18 protein-coding genes are annotated in these 21188 nt (G+C 41.4%); 10 read left to right on the top strand and 8 right to left on the bottom strand.

The window, feature by feature from the left end; genetic code table 11:
* Positions 1-60 precede the first annotated feature (60 nt).
* Both AACW45_RS15360 and AACW45_RS15365 read right to left on the bottom strand, forming a co-directional pair.
* Entirely contained in the window at positions 61-597 is a 537-nt protein-coding gene (locus tag AACW45_RS15360; RefSeq protein WP_190633415.1) for a P-loop NTPase family protein, read from the bottom strand.
* Positions 598-839: 242 nt separating this feature from the next.
* Positions 840-2060 carry an RNA-guided endonuclease InsQ/TnpB family protein gene (locus tag AACW45_RS15365; protein ID WP_190633416.1) on the bottom strand — a complete coding sequence of 407 codons (1221 nt, stop codon included), beginning with the start codon at positions 2058-2060 and terminating at the stop codon, positions 840-842.
* Positions 2061-2424: 364 nt separating this feature from the next.
* On the opposite strand from AACW45_RS15365, the gene AACW45_RS15370 reads away from it, so the two are divergent.
* From AACW45_RS15370 to AACW45_RS15390, 5 genes are all read left to right on the top strand, one after another.
* On the top strand, positions 2425-3039 hold the full coding sequence (locus tag AACW45_RS15370) for an adenylate kinase family protein (protein WP_190633417.1): 615 nt from the start codon (positions 2425-2427) through the stop codon (positions 3037-3039).
* 134 nt (positions 3040-3173) lie between these two features.
* The gene (rph, locus tag AACW45_RS15375) at positions 3174-3914 is read left to right on the top strand and encodes a ribonuclease PH (protein ID WP_190633418.1); all 741 of its coding nucleotides are present in this window, start codon (positions 3174-3176) and stop codon (positions 3912-3914) included.
* Positions 3915-4098: 184 nt separating this feature from the next.
* The gene (locus tag AACW45_RS15380) at positions 4099-4233 is read left to right on the top strand and encodes a hypothetical protein (RefSeq protein WP_277880402.1); all 135 of its coding nucleotides are present in this window, start codon (positions 4099-4101) and stop codon (positions 4231-4233) included.
* Positions 4230-4952 carry a 6-phosphogluconolactonase gene (pgl, locus tag AACW45_RS15385; RefSeq protein ID WP_190633419.1) on the top strand — a complete coding sequence of 241 codons (723 nt, stop codon included), beginning with the start codon at positions 4230-4232 and terminating at the stop codon, positions 4950-4952. The genes AACW45_RS15380 and pgl overlap by 4 nt, the downstream gene beginning before the upstream one ends.
* 312 nt (positions 4953-5264) lie before the next feature.
* A complete protein-coding gene (locus AACW45_RS15390; protein ID WP_190633420.1) occupies positions 5265-6224 on the top strand; it encodes an FHA domain-containing protein in 960 nt (319 codons plus the stop codon).
* Positions 6225-6557: 333 nt separating this feature from the next.
* Here the strand turns inward: AACW45_RS15390 and AACW45_RS15395 are convergent, their stop codons facing one another.
* Positions 6558-7823 (bottom strand): L-lactate MFS transporter, encoded by a 1266-nt coding sequence (locus tag AACW45_RS15395; protein WP_190633421.1) that lies wholly within the window; start codon positions 7821-7823, stop codon positions 6558-6560.
* A gap of 162 nt (positions 7824-7985) precedes the next feature.
* On the opposite strand from AACW45_RS15395, the gene AACW45_RS15400 reads away from it, so the two are divergent.
* Entirely contained in the window at positions 7986-8726 is a 741-nt protein-coding gene (locus AACW45_RS15400) for a M50 family metallopeptidase (RefSeq protein WP_190633422.1), read from the top strand.
* Between the two features lie 141 nt (positions 8727-8867).
* Positions 8868-9089, top strand: a complete 222-nt coding sequence (locus tag AACW45_RS15405) for a hypothetical protein (RefSeq protein WP_190633475.1) — start codon at positions 8868-8870, stop codon at positions 9087-9089.
* A gap of 455 nt (positions 9090-9544) precedes the next feature.
* Here AACW45_RS15405 and AACW45_RS15410 read toward each other — a convergent pair whose 3' ends face one another.
* Together AACW45_RS15410 and AACW45_RS15415 are read right to left on the bottom strand one after the other, a co-directional pair.
* The gene (locus tag AACW45_RS15410; RefSeq protein WP_190633423.1) at positions 9545-10219 is read right to left on the bottom strand and encodes an HAD-IA family hydrolase; all 675 of its coding nucleotides are present in this window, start codon (positions 10217-10219) and stop codon (positions 9545-9547) included.
* Between the two features lie 83 nt (positions 10220-10302).
* Entirely contained in the window at positions 10303-11496 is a 1194-nt protein-coding gene (locus AACW45_RS15415) for an NAD(P)/FAD-dependent oxidoreductase (RefSeq protein WP_190633424.1), read from the bottom strand.
* Positions 11497-11856: 360 nt separating this feature from the next.
* Between AACW45_RS15415 and AACW45_RS15420 the strand changes: the two genes are divergently transcribed.
* Both AACW45_RS15420 and AACW45_RS15425 read left to right on the top strand, forming a co-directional pair.
* On the top strand, positions 11857-13542 hold the full coding sequence (locus AACW45_RS15420; protein WP_190633425.1) for an ATP-binding protein: 1686 nt from the start codon (positions 11857-11859) through the stop codon (positions 13540-13542).
* Between the two features lie 288 nt (positions 13543-13830).
* Positions 13831-14223, top strand: coding sequence for a response regulator (locus AACW45_RS15425; RefSeq protein WP_190633426.1), 393 nt, complete (start codon positions 13831-13833; stop codon positions 14221-14223).
* 229 nt (positions 14224-14452) lie between these two features.
* Here the strand turns inward: AACW45_RS15425 and AACW45_RS15430 are convergent, their stop codons facing one another.
* Positions 14453-14698, bottom strand: coding sequence for a ChaB family protein (locus AACW45_RS15430; RefSeq protein WP_190633427.1), 246 nt, complete (start codon positions 14696-14698; stop codon positions 14453-14455).
* A gap of 168 nt (positions 14699-14866) precedes the next feature.
* On the bottom strand, positions 14867-16495 hold the full coding sequence (locus AACW45_RS15435) for a phospholipase D-like domain-containing protein (protein ID WP_190633428.1): 1629 nt from the start codon (positions 16493-16495) through the stop codon (positions 14867-14869).
* A gap of 343 nt (positions 16496-16838) precedes the next feature.
* Between AACW45_RS15435 and AACW45_RS15440 the strand changes: the two genes are divergently transcribed.
* Positions 16839-17984 carry a cysteine desulfurase family protein gene (locus tag AACW45_RS15440; RefSeq protein WP_190633429.1) on the top strand — a complete coding sequence of 382 codons (1146 nt, stop codon included), beginning with the start codon at positions 16839-16841 and terminating at the stop codon, positions 17982-17984.
* A 101-nt stretch (positions 17985-18085) separates the two neighbouring features.
* On the opposite strand, the gene AACW45_RS15445 is transcribed toward AACW45_RS15440, so the two are convergent.
* Positions 18086-20500: a PKD domain-containing protein gene (locus AACW45_RS15445; RefSeq protein WP_190633430.1), complete on the bottom strand. Its 2415-nt coding sequence runs from the start codon at positions 20498-20500 to the stop codon at positions 18086-18088.
* Positions 20501-21188 lie beyond the last annotated feature (688 nt).

Below are 21188 nucleotides of genomic sequence, written 5' to 3' on the forward strand. Positions count from 1 at the left end.
ATCACAAGTCCACAGTTAATTTAAACAGAATTACTAGAATATCTTGAAGTGGCGCATTATTTACGGGCTATGACTGCGGCGGATTTCGGTAATTTGATCCGCTACATCCAACAGGGATTTTGGCATATCTGGCCCGGTGAGGATGATATCAACATGGGGAGGACGTTTGGCTAAGAATCCTAAAACTTCGCTTTCTGGAATTAAATTAAAGTTGATTGCTAAACTTAATTCATCTAAAACAACGAGAGAATACTGATTCTCACATACTACCTTTTGTGTATGTTGCCACAGCTTTTGTAAAGCTTCGTTTTCTGCATCATCTAACTGTGGTGTATCGATACAACGAGGTAAATCGCAACGAATCCAATCTAAATTTTGCCCCAATTGAATTGGTCTTTCATGCCCTTGACGAATGCCACCTTTGAGAAATTGTACAACTAACACTGGGGTGCCTTGTCCGGCAATTCTCAGTGCTTGAGCCATAACAGTTGTGAAAAAGTTACGGTGTGAGCTAGTGAAAACTTGTACTAGCCCTTCAATGGGGGATGGTAAATTAAGGGTTGAATTTACACTTGAGGTATCTAACTGAGCTACCATAAAACGAAGTTTAAAATATTACAAATTCACAAAGAGTTTTTGCTGAAACAAGCGATCGCCAATTAACCTGTATAATCAATCATATTTTCCCAAATGTATTTTATTGGGCAAGTTGCATTTTTAGTCAAGCACTACCTTTGTGTGGAAGTCAAGAGTTAATGATATTGGCATTAATCGGATATAAATGCAAGTCGTCTTGACCCTCCCCGCACGTCGCTTCTCTGCGAGACGCTGCGCGAACGCTATGTGCGGGGATTCTTCTTTCCACGAGATGATTTACTCGCAGAAGTTACCTTCTTCGAGCAGGGATCAAACTCTCCAGAAGCGTGAATTTCCGACAGTCCATCGGTATTTTTCATCATTTCTAATCCTCGACTGAGGATGTTTTTTGCGGCATTAATGTCGCGGCAATCGATATATGAGCAAGCAGGACAAATATGCGTCCTAGTACTCAAAGTTTTGTGTACTAGATGCCCACAATTGCTGCAATTGATTGTCGTGTTGTGAGGAGGTACAGCTATGACAACTCGCCCATATACTTTGCCAAAATATTCCAACCAGTTAGTGAAAGTTGACCAACTCGCATCTGAAATACTTTTGGCGAGGTGATGATTCTTCAGCATATTTCGCACCTGTAAGTTTTCATACGCCACGATGTCTGCCGACTTCACTACGCATCGAGCTAATTTCACAGCCCAATCTTGACGCTGGCGTTGTACTTTCAGGTGCTTTCTGCCGAGTCGATTCCGTACTTTAACACGATTTATCGACCCTTTGGCACAACGAGATAATCTCCGTTGTGCCTTTTTTAATGCTTTTTCAGATTTTCTCAGACACCGAGGATGTTCTATTTTCTTACCATCAGAGTCGGTGTAGAAACTGCTTAATCCTAAGTCAAGACCTAAAGATTTACCAGTGGGTTCTAATTGTTCCTTCCGGTCGTGGTCAATACAAAATTGAATATATATTCCATCAACACGACGAATAATTCTCACCCGTTTTATCTGACTTATTTGATAGTAATTTAAGTCACGAGTTCCCATTAATTTTATTGTTCCCACACCAAATTTATCTGTGAATGTTATGAATCGACGGCACTCTGAAAGTGACCAGCCACTTTGCTTATATTCAACAGATAATCTAGTTTGAAATCTCCGAAATCTTGGGAATCCTTTCTTACCTGGCACTTTTTTCTGGCAATTATCAAAAAATCTGGAAATTGCTGCCCACACTCGTTCTGCCATTGCCTGTCTTGCCGTCGAGTTCAGTTTTGATACCCAAGGAAAGTCAGGATTGTCTGACAGAACTTTCGTATATTTATTTAAATCAAATCCGGTTTTTGCATGACCATCTAACCAATAGCGCAAGCAAGAATTACGTACAAAAAGAGCAGTCATTAAGACATCATTTATCTTAAGTGACTGCTCTTTTGTTGTTTTTGCTTTTGCTTCGTAAACTATCATAGTTTTGCCGAATTTTTCCTAATTAGATTACCAGAATATTGTCAAAAACTCAACTACCCTCTTAGACTTATTTCTTGTAACGAAATATTGTCTAAAAGGGTGTTTCGTTTTTGACAGTTATTCATGAGGCAGTGCGTTGCGGGGGTTCCCCCCGTTGTAGCAACTGCCGTCCCCAGGTAAAGCTTCGTGCAACCTGGGGTCTTCTAACTTTTAAAGATAAAACTCAAAACACAGAACTAGCAGTGCCAATTCATCAAGAACCAGGGTGCAAGCTCTGCAAATCAGCAGATGTTAGATTTACTATTTGTTTGGGCACAACAGAGTAGGTAAGTAATAAATTTAACAGGATGAGGAGTAAAGTGTTGTGAGATTGGTGATTCTGGGTGGTTCAGGATCGGGGAAAAGCACTCAAGCAGAAAAACTTTGTAGATACTTTGAGATTCCGAAGATTTCTACAGGGGAAATTTTACGAGAGGCCATATCTGTTGACTCGCCATCCTTCCGAGAAGATGCTTTGCAGTCAAGTGTCAACAATCACATGAATAATTTGGGAGATTTGGGACGCTATGCACAACCCTACGTGGAAACTGGGGAACTAGTCCCGGACGAAATGATGATTGAATTGATTCAGATGCAGCTGACAAAGCTAGATTCGCAATCGGGTTGGATATTGGAAGGCTATCCGCGTACAGCTTTCCAAGCTGAAGAATTAGATTTTTTATTGGAATATTTAGGTCAAAAGTTAAATTGGGCAATTTATTTACAAGTACCAGAAGCTATTATGGTTAATCGTTGTTTAGGGCGATCGCTCAAAGATGAGCAATCCGAAATCGTCCAGAGGCGGATAGAGTTATTTTACGATCGCACTATCCCCATACTCGAATATTACGACCGTCGCCGCCGCCTATTAACGATTAATGGCGACCAATCGCGAGAACTAGTACACCAGCAAATTGTTAACCTCTTGGCAGTTCATTAAGAAAATCTGCAATTTTTATTAGTAGTTGCAGGACTTAAGTTGGGCGCTGACTACACCAACAAGCTTCTAGAGAAGCTGTGACATTAATGTAACCTTAAGGCAGTATTCTCTATGAAAATTCTGAGGTAACTCCAATGGTTTGGCAGCGTCCAGACGGCCGGAACTCCGACGAACTCCGTCCTATCAGCTTTGACAGTGGCTTTACTCGCTTTGCCCCTGGTTCTGTGCTGACAAAATGTGGTGATACAAAAGTACTTTGTACAGTCAGCGTTACCGAAGGAGTACCCAAATTTCTTGCAGGTAGCGGTAAAGGTTGGTTAACTGCTGAATATCGAATGCTTCCCAGTGCCACGCAACAACGGCAAGAACGGGAATTGATGAAATTATCGGGACGTACCCAAGAAATTCAGCGATTAATTGGACGTAGCTTAAGGGCTGCCTTAGATTTTGAAGTTTTAGGAGAACGCACGTTAACCGTAGATGCGGATGTCTTGCAAGCCGATGCGGGAACAAGAACCACAGCGATTACAGGTTCCTTCGTCGCCTTAGCTAACGCCATTTCCCAATTATTGCAGCAAGGGAAAATCGAGCGATCGCCTTTATGCGGACAAATAGCCGCCGTCTCCGTGGGTTTATTGGAAGGAGAACCATTTTTAGATCTCAACTATATCGAAGATGTAGCCGCCACAGTAGATTTCAACGTCGTCATGAATCAAAATCTGGATTTCATTGAAATCCAAGGAACAGGAGAAGAAGGCAGCTTTAGCCGCAAACAGTTAAATCAACTATTAGATGTCGCCGAACAAGGCATTCAAGAATTACTCATCGCCCAACGGGAAGCCATTACCGACTGGAAGGAGATTTTTTTGAATTAGGGCATGGGGCATGGGAGCAGGGGGCAGGGAGCAGGGGGCAGGGAGCAGGGGAGACATGGGAGACATGGGAGACAAGAAGGCAGAGGAAGCAGAGGAAGCAGGGGTGCAGAGGAGGAAAATTATATAAATGCTCTCTCTCTGCTCACTATTCACCCAATGCCCAATGCCCCATGCCCAATGCCCAATGCCCCATGCCCAATGCCCAATGCCCCATGCCCATCGACAACTGATCTTAAAAGTTTCAAAAGTTCAAACGGGGGATTGTAATAAATTCGGTATTGTATTGCTGGAAGCAGGCAAAATGATGATAAAGCCATGAACAAAACGGTCGAAGTTCTAACGGATCAGTCCGCTCTAGTTAAACGGGCGCTAGACTTGATTCTGTCCAAGATAGATACTGCTATTCAAGAGCGGGGGCGGTTTACTATCGCCTTATCTGGCGGCAGTACACCTAAGCCGTTGTATGAGGCGATCGCTAATCAAAAACTGCCTTGGGATAAAATTCATGTATTCTGGGGCGATGAACGCTATGTTCCCCCAGATCATCCTGACAGCAATGAACTGATGGCGCGTCGTGCTTGGCTAGACCGGGTTGATCTGCCGGAAACCAATATTCACCCCATGCCAACCTTGGAAGCCGATCCCGCAGTGGCGGCGGTGAAGTACGAACGGCATTTGCATAACTTTTTCAATTCTGCATCCGGAGAGTTTCCTGCTTTGGATGTAGTTTTGCTAGGAATGGGTGATGATGCGCACACGGCTTCCTTATTTCCACATACAGAAGCGTTAAAAGTCAGCGATCGCTTAATTACTGTGGGTAATAAAGATAGCAGCATCCGCATCACTTTTACTTACCCATTTATCAACTCGGCTCGCAGCGTCATTTTTGTAGTTGCAGGTGCTAATAAACGCCCAGCTTTAGCTCAAGTATTTGCGCCCGTAGCCGATGACTTTACCTACCCATCGCGCTTAATTAAACCCCAAGGAGAACTTTGGTGGCTGCTAGATGCGGCGGCGGGTGCAGAACTCCCTAGTTAATTTTCCCAGAGCTGTCTTGCCTGGAAACTGCATCGGGAATCTTTTGGGTCGTCTACTATCATTAGTCATGTAGTATAAATGTTGACAAATGGTAAATTGCCAAGTCTTTTTAACTTTGTCAACATCAAACAAGCGATCGCCAGCAAATTTCTCTGATGCAGGTAATAACACCATCTGCAAGCTCTCTAGGAACAATGTCCAATTGAGACACATGTTAACTTATCAGGAGTAATTGTTTAAAATTGAAAGCTAGAGCCGCTTCTCTGCTTGCCAGTCCCATTTTACGATGAGCTTGAACAAAGGCCGAAATCCATGATCGTCTGCCCTAATTGCAATCACCCCAACCCAGACGGCGCTGTCCAGTGTGAAGCATGTTATACGCCGTTACCAGCGACTAATAACTGTCCCAACTGTGGGGCAACTGTGCAGGCAGATGCCGCTTTCTGTGGTCAGTGTGGCTATAACTTGCGCGCAAATGCAGCAGCACCTCCAACAGCAGTAGCCGCAACTGTCGCCCCTGACATTCCTTTAGAAGTGCCACCATTGGTTACTCCCGATCCACTTGTCGAACTGGTACAACCAGATCCTTTGGCAGTTCCTAACCCGGTTGCTGCTTCGTCTTTACCACCCACAGCCGTGGCTGTTCCTCCAGAGGTACCAGTAGTACCAGTAGCACCGCCACCAGTAGCACCACCAGTAGCACCGCCACCAGTTGTACCAGTTGCAGTAGAAATTACTCCTGCACCGGAACCAGTAGCGGTGATTCCCGAACCCGAACCAGTAGCGGTGATTCCCGAACCCGAACCAGTAGCGGCGATTCCCGAACCCGAACCAGTGGCGGCGATTCCCGAACCGGAACCAGTAGCTGAAATTCCCGAACCCGAACCAGTAGCCGCAGTACCGCCAGCACCTGCTGTTAGCCCTGCCAGAACCCAATTACAGCAGATTACAGCACAACTATTCCACGTACAAAGCGATACCAATATTGAATTACCCCAAACACTGTCTGTAATTCATATCGGCAAACCTAACGATCGCATTCCCCCAGATGTGGATGTCTCCGGATTTCCCAATTCGGAAATTGTCTCGCGGATTCACTCAGATATTCGCGTTGAGGGAGATGCTTTTTATATTGAGGATGTTGGTAGTTCCAATGGTACCTACATCAACAATTTGCCCCTATTACCAGGAAACAGACACCGCCTCAGACCAGGCGATCGCATCAGTTTGGGTAAGGGCGATTTGGTAACATTCCTCTTCCAACTCAGTTAAGTTAATTTTGCAGTCAAGGCTTTAGTCTTAAAAAAGATGACTAAAGCCTTGACTATCAAAATTGTGAATAAAGAAATTAATTCCCCAAATAATCAAACTGAAATTGCTTAGGGACTTCCAGAAAATAATACCAATTGGAAAAAAGAATGCGACAAATTGTAGGGGCACTGGCACTGCCATGCCCTCTAAAATATTTTGATGTGTCGCAAAGATTATTTAATTGGTATAAATTATCTAATTTCCCAGAGAAGACATTGTTATTTTTTCCCCCTGCCCCCTGCTCCCTGCCCCCTGCCTACACAGTGATAGTATATTTTTTTAGTTGGAAGTTCCTTAATCCTGGCGCTTTAGTAAAAACACAGCCAAGATAATTCCTAAAACTGATAAACCAATGGTGACATTAAAAAAGGGTAAATAGTTACCAAAAATATCGCGGATATTACCAGCAATTAAAGTTCCTAGCAACGCACCCATCCCAAAGGCAGTAAAGACGATGCCGTAGTTTTTGGCATAATCCTGAGTCCGAAATAAAATCAAAGTAGATGTAGGCCCAATTGCCAGCCAACCGCCAAAGGCGAGATAAATTAAACTAAAAGCGATGAGGTAAGTAGCGATCGCTCCTTTAGTCGCACTGAGCATCATAATCGAAGCAATCATAATCAATACATAGGAAACAATAGCTGCATTTTTCGGCTGAAAGCGATCGGCAATCCAACCAAATAACGGTCTACCTAAGCCATTAAATATCGCAAATAAAGACACAGCATTGGCGGCGGTATTTTTGTCTAAACCAATAATTTCTGTACCAACTGGACTAGCAATGCCAATTGCCGCTAACCCCCCAAAAGTCCCGACGGTAAAGCATAACCACAACCCATAAAAGCTGAGGGACTCAAATAAAGATGTACTGCGATCGCTTTCAGATTCGCTGAGTTTAATTGGTGGTGTCCAGCCCGCAGGTTGCCAGCCACTAGGCGGATATTTCATCACCGGCGCGATCGCTAATATAATCAGGGTAAAAGCAATACCAAAAGCGATTAACGTTGGTTGCCAACCGCGATCGCCATTAGCAGCAATTAAATTCTTCGCTAAAGGTGCCGTTACTAGGGGCGATAAACCAAAGCCAATTACCGTTGCCCCAACAGCTAAACCTTTTTTGTCAGGAAACCATCTAGCATTAACAGCCAGTGGTACACCATAAACAATCCCTACACCCGCTCCAGCAATGATACCGTAGGTAATAGTTAGTAAAGGGATACTATTGACTAAACCTGAAGCGGTGTAACCAATCCCCATAATTATTGCCCCTACCGCAGTCACCAAGCGTGAGCCAAACCTTTCAACATACGACCCAGTAATCGGCATTAAAATTGAAAATACTACCAATAAAATTGTGAAAGGTAGTAAACTTTCTGTGGCTCCTACCTGTAGGGATTTTTCAATCGTACTGCGGAAAATACTCCAAGAATAAGCAGTTCCTAAACAGAGTAGAATCGTTATTCCTAAAGGAATTAGTAACCATCGCCCTTGTTCGGCAGGTAAACCAAATAGTCTGACATCACCAGACAAAGAATTATCAAAATTTTTATTGATACTCATTTTTTACAATGGTGAGAACTAACCTAAAATCTACCATTAGGAAGTTGCAGGTTATCTCAAAGCTCCAGCTAAAAATCTTTCCCTGCCCCATGCCCGATAAGTAGATTAGCATGGAAGAAAATACACTCAAGCCTTTGAGGTAATTACGCCAAGGAAATAACCATGAAGGAACCAGGAAAGAATTGGGAAAACATGCTTCCCCAAGAAGCACCAAAAGAAGTTGAACGGATGGGGTTGACTTGGTTAATTGCGGCGGCGATCGCTACTGTTGTCCTCTGGCAAGTCCCCGCCGGAGATTACATTTTATACCCGTTTACGATCCTCGCTACTTGGTTTCATGAAATGGGACACGGCTTGATGGCACTGATGTTAGGGGGACAGTTTCTCAAATTAGAGATTTTTGGTAATGGTTCCGGTGTCGCCACTTATCGCATCGCTTCCTCATTAGGCCCCATCGGCCCGGCTTTAGTTGCGGCGGCTGGGCCTATGGGGCCGCCAATTGCCGGTGCAGCTTTAATTCTCGCTTCTCGCAGTTTTAAAGCCGCTTCCTTGAGTTTAAAAATCTTGGGTGGCTTTTTGCTACTTTCCACCTTAGTTTGGGTACGTTCCTTATTTGGATTTATCGCCATTCCTTTCTTAGGCTTAATTATCCTGGGTATTGCCTTAAAAGCACCCCGTTGGGTACAAGGCTTTAGTATTCAATTTCTCGGCGTCCAAGCTTGTATCAGTACATACCATCAACTGAATTACCTATTTAGCTACCGCGCTGGTTACTTGGGTTTGTCCGATACAGGCCAAATGCAGCAGTATTTATTATTACCTTATTGGTTTTGGGGCGGATTAATGGCGATCGCTTCTTTAGTGATTTTAGTCCGTAGTCTGCAAGTCGCTTATCGTCAATAAACGCGACTGTTGTCATACCAATTAAAAAAAATGCGCCGTAGGGGCATGGCACTGCCATGCCCTCCCCACGCGAAATCTAGATGAATTATGAATTATGAATTAGGTGTCTAAATTCAATTACCCAATTTGAGTTGAGGATAAGTGCAATCGCAAAAAACAACAAAGCATAGCTCTACAGCCGCTTCTTGTCAGACATGGCAATTTTTGCGCCAGCAATCTACCTTTTTACCTGCGGAAAACACTAAAATGAGTGCGCGATTTACCGAAATGGGTAAGCAATATACCTTTTTACCTGCGGAAAACACTAAAATGAGTGCGCGATTTACCGAAACGAGTAAGCGATATGGCTTTTTGAGTAGGTGAAATGGTATTTTCCTTGCGGAAAACACAATAATGAGAAGGCGAAATGGCTGAATGAGCAGGTGAAATGGCTTTTTGCTTACTTAAAACAGAAAAATGAGTACTTGATTTCGATAAATGAGAAAGCGATCGCCTTTTTTGTTTACTAAAAATATAAAAATGAGTACTCAATATGTGTAAATGATAAAGCTCGCACTTTTAGAGCAAATTAAATTGCTGTAAGTAAGTCAGGCTCAAACTCTTTCTCCCCCTGCCCCCTGCCCAACAAAATAAAATAGGCTTTAGCCTGTAACGAGTCTTAGGCTAAAGCCATGTTCGTTTATTTATAGCTGTAGCCAGATAGATTAGGACATCAACCTAAGATAAAACCCTGACAATAAAAGGCTTTTAAGTCTGTCAACACTTCGACAGGCTCAGTGCGGGGCTGTCAACAGTCAACTGTCAACAGCTATACTTTCCTAAAACGATTGAGTACTGAGTGCTGGCTTTTGCTCGCGGTTAATCAAAATCCCTCGCAAACCAGCCGCTTTAGCACCGTTATAGTCTTCTTCCACACTATCGCCAATGTGCCATGCGGCGTCAGGCGAGCAATTATGCTTTTCTAAAGCGATCGCAAAAATTTGCGGATCGGGTTTAGCCGCACGGGCTTGGGTAGAAATAGTAATAGACGAGAAAAAGTCTCGCAAACCTAAACTTTGCAGTACCGAATAAATACGGGAATCAAAGTTAGATAATACACCTAATTCAATTCCCATCCTGCGCCAATTTACCAAAGATGGCAGAACATCAGGATAGACAAACCACGGTTCCGCAGTGCCAAAATGGATATATAACTCGCTAAAAAAAGCCGAAAAGTCAGCAAATTCCTTGAGAACTCCTGCGCTTTCAAAGGTATTGAGGGCAACAATCCGCCACCAATCAAATTCCCTTTGGAGTATATCTTGTGAGTCTGCATCGGGAAAAATTGGCGGTGGTGCGGCTTTAAAGCTTTCGTAAAATGCCCGATTTAATGTATCAGAGGGAACATCAACATCAAATTCCTGGGCGATTTGGCGATAAACTTCGCCCACACTACCTTTTACCCCGATGATTGTGCCTACAGCATCTAAAAAAATTACTTTCGGTCGTTCCATCAAAATGTTACGCTTTTGAGTCCTGGATTTGAGATTTTGCCTGATTAGAGTTTCAGTGCATAGTTATATTTACGCACTATTTGCTACTGAGAAAGCGTTTCTATAATAGGACGGACTAGCCAATTAAAACCAACTCTGAGCTGATGATCTAAAGTAGGCAAGCGATAGAGATAAGCTAGGCGACGGGCTACGTAAGCCAATGAACCATCTAACTTAATTCCTAAGCCTGTGAGAGTAGCATTATCTACACCCAATGACAACATTTCCCCTAATTTTTGATATTGGAAAGGTAATAAAGGGCGATTTGTGAGGGAAGCCCAAATATTCCAAGCTGTATAATCTGCTTGTTGAAACGCAGCTTGGGCTGTAGCTGGGATTTGTTGACCTTGAGCATCAATACAATCGGCTAAATCCCCTAAAGCAAAAATTTCTGGATGTTCGGGGACTTGGAGAGTTGTTGTAGTCGCAATTTGACCGCGCTGATTTTGCTTTAAAGGTAAGGAGTGGACTACCGGACTCACCCTAGTACCTACAGTCCAAATCACCAAATCAACTGGAATTGTATCTACTTGATTTTTATACTCTAGGGAAATACTATCTTGACCAATAGATTCTACTTTGGTTTCTAAATCAATAAAAATGCCTCGTGCATCTAAAGCTTTTTTGGCAGCTTCTCGGTTAAATTCTGGCGAGGTGCGTAAAATTTGGTCAGTTAGTTCTACCAGGCGGAAGCGTCCTCTTTCTCCTAACCTATCGGCTAACTTACAAGCTAACTCGACACCGCTATAACCAGCGCCAACAATGGCTACGCGAATTTTATCAGCATCAGATTCTGCCAACACCCGCAAGCGTTCTTCTAAGCGATAAGCATCAGTAATTGTGCGGAAAGGGTAAGCATAGGAAGTAGCACCAGGAACCAAATCTAGGGGAGTTTCGCCACCTAAAGCCAGTACTAAACGGTCATAGGGGATTTCCGGGCCGTTTTCTAACTGTACCCGTTGCTGGTCAACATTAATACCCGCAACCACAGCTTGATAAAAACGTACACCTGTACCTTGCAACAATTCAGCAAAAGGTGGGGCAATTTCCCAAGTTTGCAATTCGCCAGTGAGTAATTCGTACAGTAGCGGCGAAAATAAAAAGCGATCGCTCTGATCTACCAGCACAATTTCCGGTTTTGCAGTAGATTCCCAAGGTAACTGGCTTAAGCGCAAAGCAGTATATAAACCACCAAAGCCTCCACCAAGGATCACAATTCTCTGAGTTTGTTGAGTCATTTTTTCTTCAGGACAGTCAATCCCTTCTAGGCAACTAACTTTCAGTGTAATGATTTATTTCAACCTCTTGCCATCATTGAACAATTCTTCTGGCACAGGAACATGATACACGGGGAATTAACAGATCAATTTGTTACCCCATGTCTCTTAATTGGGAATAATAAAGCCAAGCTCATCCCAGCTGCTCAATTAATTTACTAATATTACCCAGTATTCTGGCAAGGTTTCCTTATTTGATCGTTTCCTTGTCAGTCTCAACCCATAATTAATCATTAATTTTTGGGTGAATCGCCAAACTATGAGTATGTTTCCAATTTAGCTGGAAAACCGCAATTTTAGGAACTGGTGTGCCAAATTTAGATGATTTCAATTAATTTCCCCAAGTTAGTCAGCCAAAAAGAATTTCAAACTCTACTCACCCAACTGGAAACAGATATGGGTACTAATATCTACATTGAAGATATCGCAGGTAAACCATTAATCGGTGTTAATCATGGGCTAAATTCCCAGAAATACCCGATCAAGGTGGAAGAAGAAATAATTGGTTGGGCGATCGCCGATCAAAAAACAGCTAGTATTGCGGCGCTAGTATCTTACCTAGCACAACAGCAATATGCAAAAAAGGCAGTTACAAAGGAATTATTAGAGAAGTACGAGGAAATTGATTTATTTCAAGACTTATCCACACAAGTTACAGCTAGTCTAGATGTTCAAGAAATTGCCCAACTAGTGATTGAGGAAGCTAAAAATCTCATTCAATCTACCAGTGGTGCAATTTTGTTGTTAGATGAAAACACCAACTGGCTGAGAATTATTTGGCAATATGGACAAATTGAAACTTGGGCACAACCTCTAATATTAGGTCAAGGAATTGTTGGTACAATTCTCCAAGCAGGTCAAGGTGAGATACTGAACAATATTTCCATAGATCCTCGGTTTAATCATCTTTCATCGTCAATAAATTCTCTAATTTGTGTCCCTTTAACTACTAAAACCAAGATGATTGGAGCTATTATCATGTGTCATGAAACTCCAATTACCTACTCGACTAAAGATTGGAAACTGCTCAGTATTTTAGCGCTACAAGCAGCAGGCGCAATTGAAAGAGCGATACTCTACGAACAAAGCTGCATTGCGGCAAAAGTAGCCCAAGAACAAGCTCAACAACTCCAGCGTACCCTATTTGAATTGCAACAGACACAAACTAAGCTGATTCAAAGCGAAAAAATGTCTTCTTTAGGGAATCTAGTTGCAGAAGTAGCTCATGACATTAACAATCCCATTAACTATGTCAGTGGGAATCTTAGCCATATTCAAGAATATACTCACGAAATTATCAATTTATTGCAACTTTATCAACAACATTATTCCCCACCCGTTGGCGAGATTCAAGCGCTACTAGAAAGTCTAGATTGGGAATTTGTCATCGAAGACTTAAACAAAATCCTCTCTTCCATGCATTTAGGCGTAGGACGAATGCGCCAGCTAGCTTTATCTTTACGCAACTTTTCTCGCTTAGATCAGCTAGAGATGAAGCCAGTAGATATTCACGAAGGAATTGATAGCACTTTACTGATTTTGCAAGGACGACTCAAGCCAAGAGAAAAGAATTTAGGTATCCAGATAATTAAAGAATACGGCAATATTCCCTTAATTGCAGGCTATGCTAATCAGCTTAATCAGGTATTTATGAACTTAATTGTAAATGCGATCGATGCTTTAGAAGAAGCAATGATTAGTTGTCAATGGCCTCCTGTGACAGATAAAACTAAGAGAGATTTTTATATTCGTATTTCTACTGAGCTAGTTAGCGTCAATTTGCTGAGAATCCAAATTACTGATAATGGCCCTGGTATCCCCGAAAGTCTCAAAGAAAGGTTATTTGAACCATTTTTTACCACCAAGCCTACTGGTAAGGGTACAGGATTAGGTCTTTCAATTAGTCATCAGATTATTGAAAAACATGGCGGAATACTGCGTTGTTTATCGCAATCTGGCGAAGGAACCACTTTTTCTATTGAAATTCCCGTGCTGCAAAATAAATGAAAAATTTATTTTTCTTCATTAGCTTTTTGTAAAATTTCCAAAAATTTCTGTTTGCGTTCATAGTTCTCACGAGTCATTTAATGATATATCAAACTTCCTCAACCTTAAAAATACTGACAGACATATTATAGACACAAGGATAGAATATTATTGCCACATCTGATAATTAATAATTTCTCAAAGATTCACTCAAGAAATAATCGAGTTTTTATGCATGGATAACTTACTTTATTTGATGCCAACCATTTTCACGATCCCGCGATCCCTGTAGGAGAATTATGTATTCATATGAAAAATAAAATATTAATTGTCGATGATGAAATCAGCGTGCGTTTACTACTCGAAGAAGCATTGGAGATTTTAGAAAGTGAAGCAGTAGAAATATTAACAGCGAAAAATGGTACTGAAGCCTTAGAGATTATTATATCTGAAAATCCTCAGCTAGTTTTTCTCGATGTTATTATGCCAAAAATGAGCGGGCTAGAAGTTTGTAATACAGTAAAAAATGAACTCAAAATCCCAGATATCTATATCATTATGTTGACAGCTAATGGTCAAGAAATGGATAAACGTCAAGGTACCGATGTTGGTGCAGATTTATATTTAACTAAGCCATTCCGCGCCAAAAATGTTCTCAATATTTGTCGCGACGTATTAGGTTTATCTGTTACCAATGAGTGAGTTATAGATACTTGTAGGGGGACAAAGATTTTTGTCCCCCTAACCTTGTACTTTATTTAGAGACTTCCAAATAAAAAAACATCCCAATCATTAACTTACCAAGCCCGCAAATTGTAGGGGCGGGGTTACCCCGCCCCTACAATTTGGGATAATTTATGTTCTGGAGTTCCCTTAGCGAAAATTGGCTCTATATAAATCAGGTTATTGCTGAAAATAGAGCTAAAAGTAATTAATTACCGCCGGTAGTAATCGCTTTATTATGTATTGGTGGATCTTCGGGTTTTCTGTGCCATTTTCCTCCATTACCCGGCTCATACTCATTTCTCACGCTATTCCAAGCTACATCACGCGCACCTTGTTCACTCATACCATTGTCTTGAGCTGCATTGAATGCGGCAAAGAAAATTTGTTGGGCGTGTTCGGGTAACTGTTGTCTAATATCCTCAGGTATTTCGTCTATCTGCTTATAAGGCATAAACTTACTCCGATTATCTCAACATAGGTTCATGCTAAAAAACGGTAAAATATATTGCCTCTGTAAGTAGAGATAGACAAATACCCTACTTTAGGCTGAGTTACCAAAAATAATAAGAGGTATTTGTAGGGTGAGAATTTTATACTATATCCAGAATTTAGCAGACTGCTAAAAAGTGATCGTATCTTGCCATTTGTTAATCATCTTATTACTAATACCAGGAACTTTTTCTAAATCCTGCAAAGAGTTAAACTTATGCTGTTGACGGGTAATAACAATGCGCTGTGCTAACTTTTTACCTACACCAGGAAGGGTTGCTAATTCTTCTACACTTGCTGTATTGATGTTTAATTTTGTTGGTGTTTGCGGCAGAATTGATGTAGGGCTTTGTATTTGCTGACATTGTTTGACTTCACTGGCAATTTTCTGTTGAGTTGCAGTTGATAACCCCAGCCTGACAGTACCATAAAGACGGTTAAATTCGCGGACATAATGGGCTGCAATTGTAGGATTTTCAATCACTAATAGGGTTTCGTCATTACCATTATTAGCTGCTTCAGACCAATTATGAGAACCTGTAATTACAGTTTTTTCATCAACTACTGCAAATTTATGATGGAGTAAATCTCCTTTAGGTAATATAGGAACACCAACGCTAGTAATTGGGTTCTGCCAAGGTTTATTATCTACTTCATATTTACATTCTTCACTCAGAGCAAATCCCATCATATCTAAGGCTTCGCTGTAAGAACGAAATGCGAATTGTGGTTCAATCAAAGCGCGGATTTGCACATTCTGTTGGTGACGATTTTCCAGAATATTTGCTAATCGTTGATCGGAAAATACAAATAATGCCATATCAACTGACTTAGTGGCTGATTCTAAAGCTTTTGCGATTAAACCATTAGTACTATTGAGCCAAGGTTGAGTTGCAGAAGTAGGTGAAAATTGAACGGTAATTTTTGTGTCTCCTAATGTGATAGTTTTTGGTAAACGTAGCGGTTTCTTTACGCCAAAAATACTATCGGGTTTGCCGCCTGGCCCATCACCCCACATGATGTTAAACTCTTCTGTAAATAAGGTGGCTAATTCTGAACTTTCTATTTGTAAGAAATTATTGGCATTTCCTAAACTACTAGAATTGCTAAAATCGCCCAAAACATCACTTAACGTGAAGTTAGCCGAAGTAACAATGACAATTTTATTATCGACAATCACAAATTTGTGATGCATTAAACTGCTACCAGCAGAACCATCGGCAGTATCGTCTAACCAAGGAACTTGAGCATTTTGAATAATCGCTAAAGCGTCTCTTTGATTAATTTCTTCGGCGCTGAGTTCATTGTCTTGGTTAATGTCGATAAATTTGCGAAATTCTTGATAGCGTTCCTGTTCTCGTTTTTCTAATTTGCTGATTTCTTCTGGTGTGAAGCTACTCCAAGCACGACTGTAGGTATTTTCTAAAATTACTCTAACCTTAACTCCGGCTTTTTGTCTGGCTGCTAATGCTTGCGCTACCTTGGGTAAACGTAATTCTTGCACTGCTACATCTACTGTAGATTTCGCTTGGGAAATAGCATTGACTATTTGTTGTTCTAAATTATCTCCTAGTCGAGTCTGCTGACGATAAGGCTCGGAAAATTCCGAAGATTGGGAATTGTTAAAGTAAACTTGAACAAATGGATCTTGTGGTAGAGGTTCGGGAAGTTTATTGTATGATTGGACTCGTTCGCAAGCGGTAATGGTAAAGATGAGAAAAAATGTAAAATAATACTTGAGACTAGAAGGAATTTGCACTGTAATCTGCTTAAAGTTGATTGAGAGTTGACAGATATATTATTCCCAAAATTAAGTATGCTGCAATAAGGAGAAAAATACCTTGACAAACAAAGTCAACAATTCATCTATAAGGGACTTACAAAAAATAAATTACCCATATTCCGTAGTGCGAGCATCTTGCTCGCTGATGTTCTAAAGCGAGCAAGATGCTCGCACTACAAATTTATTGGGTATTTAAAAAATTGGATGTCCCTAACTACAAAATTGTTGAGGGATTTTGAGAATTAAGTGACTTAACTGTATATGCTGAAAATATACACAACCCACAGGAAGCTTATGTTTTCACTCATTGATTGGTGATATGCAAATATATCTAGATTACAGTGCTACAACTCCTACCCGCCCAGAAGCGATCGCAGCTATGCAAGCAGTGTTAGCTCAACAATGGGGCAATCCTTCTAGTTTACATGAGTGGGGACAACGGGCTGCAACAGTTTTAGAAACCGCCAGAATTCAAGTTGCGGGATTAATTAACGCTTCTAGTGTGGAGTCAATTATCTTTACCTCTGGTGGTACAGAAGCAGATAATTTGGCAATTATGGGCGTGGCTCGCTTATATCATGCACCCCAACATATGATTATTTCTACTGTGGAACATGCGGCAATTTCTGAATCGGCGCGCTTGCTGGAAAGGTGGGACTGGGAAGTAACACGTTTGGCGGTAGATGCAAAAGGAAGAGTCAACCCCGCAGATTTAGCAGCCGCTTTGCGAGATAATACAGTATTGGTGTCTGTAATTTACGGTCAAAGTGAAGTTGGAACCGTACAAGCGATCGCCAAATTAGCAGATATTGCCCATCAACATGGAGTATTATTCCATACTGATGCTGTCCAAGCAGTGGGGCGTATACCCATTGATGTAGAGAATTTGCCAGTAGATTTACTGAGCATATCTAGTCATAAAATATATGGGCCGCAAGGTGCAGGAGCGCTGTATGTTCGTCCAGGTGTAGAGTTAGTACCCCTATTTGCTGGTGGTGGACAAGAAATGGGGCTACGTTCCGGGACTCAAGCTACAGCGATAATTGCTGGTTTTGGTGTCGCAGCTGAACTAGCAGATCAAGAAATATCTAGAGAAACACCGCGTTTAATTAATTTACGCGATCGCTTATTTGCTCAGTTAGCCGATGTACCTGGTTTAATTCCCACAGGCGATTTAGAACACCGCCTACCCCATCATGTCAGTTTTTGCCTAGAATCAGCCAATAGCAAAAAACTTAGCGGTAAAACCATTGTCCGACAAATGAACCTAGCGGGTATTGGTATCAGTGCAGGTGCAGCCTGTCACAGTGGTAAACTCAGCCCTAGCCCCATCTTACTAGCGATGGGTTATTCAGAACCAGCCGCCTTAGGTGGAATTCGCCTAACATTAGGAAGGGAAACCACCACAGCTGATGTAGATTGGACAGCAATGGTTTTGAAACAGATATTGCAGAGACGCGATTAATCGCGTCTGTACAGTTGTTAGAGACGCGATTAATCGCGTCTGTACTAGTTGTAGTTTAACCATTGACCATTGACTGTTGACCATTGACCATTGACCATTGACTAAAAAATAGGAGCAATAGCAATACCCTCAACAGCTATTCCTGCGGGTACTCCATTGTTTGATCCATCCCAATAGGGCGTAAAACTACCACTGGTATTACTACCAAGTGAAGTTGGGTTAAATACAAAGATATCAGAAGCATCACCGCTAGCACCATTAACTCTAAAATTACCCTCGGTAGTGAGGAAAATCTTGTTACTATTAGCGTCGAACCAAACACCAAGCACATCTTCACTAGAATCAGTTAGACCAACATCAGATCCATCAAACAACATTGTCCAAGTACCAGATGTATTCTGACCTAAACTAGTAGCAGTGAATTTCATCAGGTCTTCATCTGAACCAGATACTCCAGGAACGGTGAAACCACCCCTGGTACTAACGACCAAATTACCATCTCGGTCAATAGCGATCGCATCCAACTCTTCAGCATCGGTGGTTAATCCCACATCCGAGCCATCAAAATACATTTCTAATGTGCCACTGGTAGAATCACCTGTAGTTGTAGGCGTAAACTTGACTATATCTGAATCATCTACAGATAGTTGCCCAGGTAAAATAGTCGGGTTATTTAAAGCAAATAAAATTGAGCCATCTGCATTAATGTGAAAATCTCGCAGATAGGAGCTACCAAAGCCCATATCAGAGCCATCAAAATACAGATACCAGTTACCTGTAGACTGGTCGTGTGCGAGAATGTCTTGCCGATTAAAACTGACTCCGCCTATAGTACCGCTACTGCCAAAGCTGACAAAGGTTATGGATGTAGGATCTAAGACTTGGATAGTTGTCTGGCTGCTTGCTGTTAATTCTCCATCACTGGCACTTAATTGTAAAGTGTAGGTTCCCGGAGTAGTGAAGCTCACACCCGTATCTTCTACCGATGGATCGTCAAAAATTACTTCACCAGGCCCGCTAATGAAACTCCAGGTAGCGGTTACAGTTGCCCCTTGAGGTAAGCCATCATCAGCAACAGCACCGTCAAGGTTAGCGCTGTATAACACTACTTGGGTTTGACCTGCGGTGACAGCTGGTGCTTGATTGGGTACGGGAGTACCGAGAGCAAATTCGTAGATTTTACCGTCATTTTCATTGGGATCGGCATCGTTATCAACAGCGCGATCTACTATGTAAAAGCTTAATTCATAGGGATTTTGACTACTGGGTGCAAAGGTGATACCGGCAGGTTTGAGTGCGTTCGCCGCAGAAATATCGTAGGTGCGGATAAGTTGACCAGTAGTTGAGACTTCAAACACTAAGTTAGCTGGGAAACCTACCATAAACAGGTTCCCACTATTAGGATCGATGGCAATCCCCTCCGGATCGTGAAGTCCGAAACTATTAGTAGCAAATTGGTTGATTAAGGTGCCGTTGGTGGTAACTTGATAAACGATGTCATCTGCCCCGCCAACGATAAATAAAGTACCTGAAGTTGTTGAATAGGCTATATCTTCTGGATCTGTGCTACCCCAAGGAAGAGTACTAAAAGAACTCACCACATCATCTGATGTGTTGTAAGTACCATCGCCTCCAGGATTAACTTGAAAAACCCGTTGCTTGTTATCATCCGCAATATACAGGAAGCGATTCGCGGGGTTATATGCTATCCCTGTTGGCTCGTTGGAATAGTTCATAGTACTTAAACCCCGTTCCAAAGTTCCAGTCAAGCTGACTTGGAACATATTCTTCCCGTCGAAAATAAGCGGCATTTCATCCACTTCACCATCAGAAATCAACAGGGAACCTAAATGACTGATATAAACAATCCCTGATGGATCTGGGCTAGGAGGGATAAATGTAGAGGTGTAGATAGTCTGTACTAATACTGGGTTGGGAATAGATGTTGTCTGCACCGTCTGCGCTGTCATCAAAGATGCATCTGTAGTGTTGGCGCTAAAGGTGCTAATAGAGGTGTTATTAGTAAGCAGTGTTTGTTGATTGTTTAGTCCTAATCCAGATAAATCTCGCTCAACCGCAATTTTACCTGCACTGGTAAATTCATATTGGATTTGACCAGTAGCGCTGTCTACCACAAAGTTACCATTGGCAGAATTTACCTTAATTCCACTCAAATCTGGTAAATTTGCCGGGAGAGTGATGGGAGTAGTTGAGGTATTGGAGAAATTACCTTGAGAGTCTGGTTGAATCTGATAAATCTGCGGTTGAGTACTCCGATCCAAAATTACCAGCCTTCCTGTAATTGGATGGATAGCCATTCCATAGGGATTTTTTAACCCAAGTTGAGAAATATTAGTCCGCTTGAGGGTTGTCAAGTCTAATTCGCCATTTTTAGTTTTCACCTCAACCAGCACAGAGGAATTTTCTAAAGCGAGCCAACGATTAAACTTACTATCAAACACTGTGTTAATCGAATTGGGAAATTCTTCAATGCGAAAATATTGTGAGGTTGCCATTATTATTTACACTTAATAACGTAGCTAGAAGTATTTTTACTGATTTTTTGCGCAAAAACTCTGCATATCAGAGATAACAACTAAAAATTTACCTTGATTTTATATATGTATAAAGTAGTTAAATGTAAAATTCATAGATAATTCATCTAGATTTTATAAAACGCTTACCATAATCGAGATATAACCAAGAAATGTGTGAATAGTTAGCCATTCTCTCAGCAACCGAAAAACCCTCTAAAAGTGCCTAATGACAGGGACTAGAGGAGAAAGGTTTTCCTATTTGGTTGTGGGGTTTTCCCATGAAGGGCTAATTTTAATTATCTTTTTGGAGATATAATTAGCATTGAGCAATTAACACCATAAGTAGGTTGGCATAATTAAATATAAGTAGTCATTTGTCATTTGTCATTTGTCATTTGTCATTGGTAAGGGTTTCAAGGCTATTTACCTTCCGTAACATAATTGTCTTTATTTCCGCCTACTTATACCAATTAGAAAAAAGAATGCGACAGATGGTAGGGCTATGGCATTGCCATGCCCTCTAGAATATATTGATGTGTCGCCAACATTATTGGAATTGGTCTTACTTATTCATCCGGACACAATAATCTTGTGCCCCTACATTTCTGTTAAATTTTGATTTATTTAGAGTATTTTAAATACTAATAATATCTATTTAATTATCCAA

Source organism: Calothrix sp. FACHB-168 (genome assembly GCF_963889195.1).
Taxonomy (GTDB): Bacteria; Cyanobacteriota; Cyanobacteriia; order Cyanobacteriales; family Nostocaceae; genus Aulosira; species Aulosira anomala_A.

What these genes read in the sequence shown, in the direction of transcription:
- AACW45_RS15360 (WP_190633415.1), bottom strand. Translation starts at nt 597, where the DNA reads ATGGTAGCTCAGTTAGATACCTCAAGTGTAAATTCAACCCTTAATTTA.
- AACW45_RS15365 (WP_190633416.1), bottom strand. Translation starts at nt 2,060, where the DNA reads ATGATAGTTTACGAAGCAAAAGCAAAAACAACAAAAGAGCAGTCACTT.
- rph (WP_190633418.1), top strand. Translation starts at nt 3,174, where the DNA reads ATGGTTTGGCAGCGTCCAGACGGCCGGAACTCCGACGAACTCCGTCCT.
- AACW45_RS15380 (WP_277880402.1), top strand. Translation starts at nt 4,099, where the DNA reads ATGCCCCATGCCCAATGCCCAATGCCCCATGCCCATCGACAACTGATC.
- pgl (WP_190633419.1), top strand. Translation starts at nt 4,230, where the DNA reads ATGAACAAAACGGTCGAAGTTCTAACGGATCAGTCCGCTCTAGTTAAA.
- AACW45_RS15390 (WP_190633420.1), top strand. Translation starts at nt 5,265, where the DNA reads ATGATCGTCTGCCCTAATTGCAATCACCCCAACCCAGACGGCGCTGTC.
- AACW45_RS15395 (WP_190633421.1), bottom strand. Translation starts at nt 7,823, where the DNA reads ATGAGTATCAATAAAAATTTTGATAATTCTTTGTCTGGTGATGTCAGA.
- AACW45_RS15400 (WP_190633422.1), top strand. Translation starts at nt 7,986, where the DNA reads ATGAAGGAACCAGGAAAGAATTGGGAAAACATGCTTCCCCAAGAAGCA.
- AACW45_RS15410 (WP_190633423.1), bottom strand. Translation starts at nt 10,219, where the DNA reads ATGGAACGACCGAAAGTAATTTTTTTAGATGCTGTAGGCACAATCATC.
- AACW45_RS15415 (WP_190633424.1), bottom strand. Translation starts at nt 11,496, where the DNA reads ATGACTCAACAAACTCAGAGAATTGTGATCCTTGGTGGAGGCTTTGGT.
- AACW45_RS15420 (WP_190633425.1), top strand. Translation starts at nt 11,857, where the DNA reads ATGATTTCAATTAATTTCCCCAAGTTAGTCAGCCAAAAAGAATTTCAA.
- AACW45_RS15425 (WP_190633426.1), top strand. Translation starts at nt 13,831, where the DNA reads ATGAAAAATAAAATATTAATTGTCGATGATGAAATCAGCGTGCGTTTA.
- AACW45_RS15430 (WP_190633427.1), bottom strand. Translation starts at nt 14,698, where the DNA reads ATGCCTTATAAGCAGATAGACGAAATACCTGAGGATATTAGACAACAG.
- AACW45_RS15440 (WP_190633429.1), top strand. Translation starts at nt 16,839, where the DNA reads ATGCAAATATATCTAGATTACAGTGCTACAACTCCTACCCGCCCAGAA.
- AACW45_RS15445 (WP_190633430.1), bottom strand. Translation starts at nt 20,500, where the DNA reads ATGGCAACCTCACAATATTTTCGCATTGAAGAATTTCCCAATTCGATT.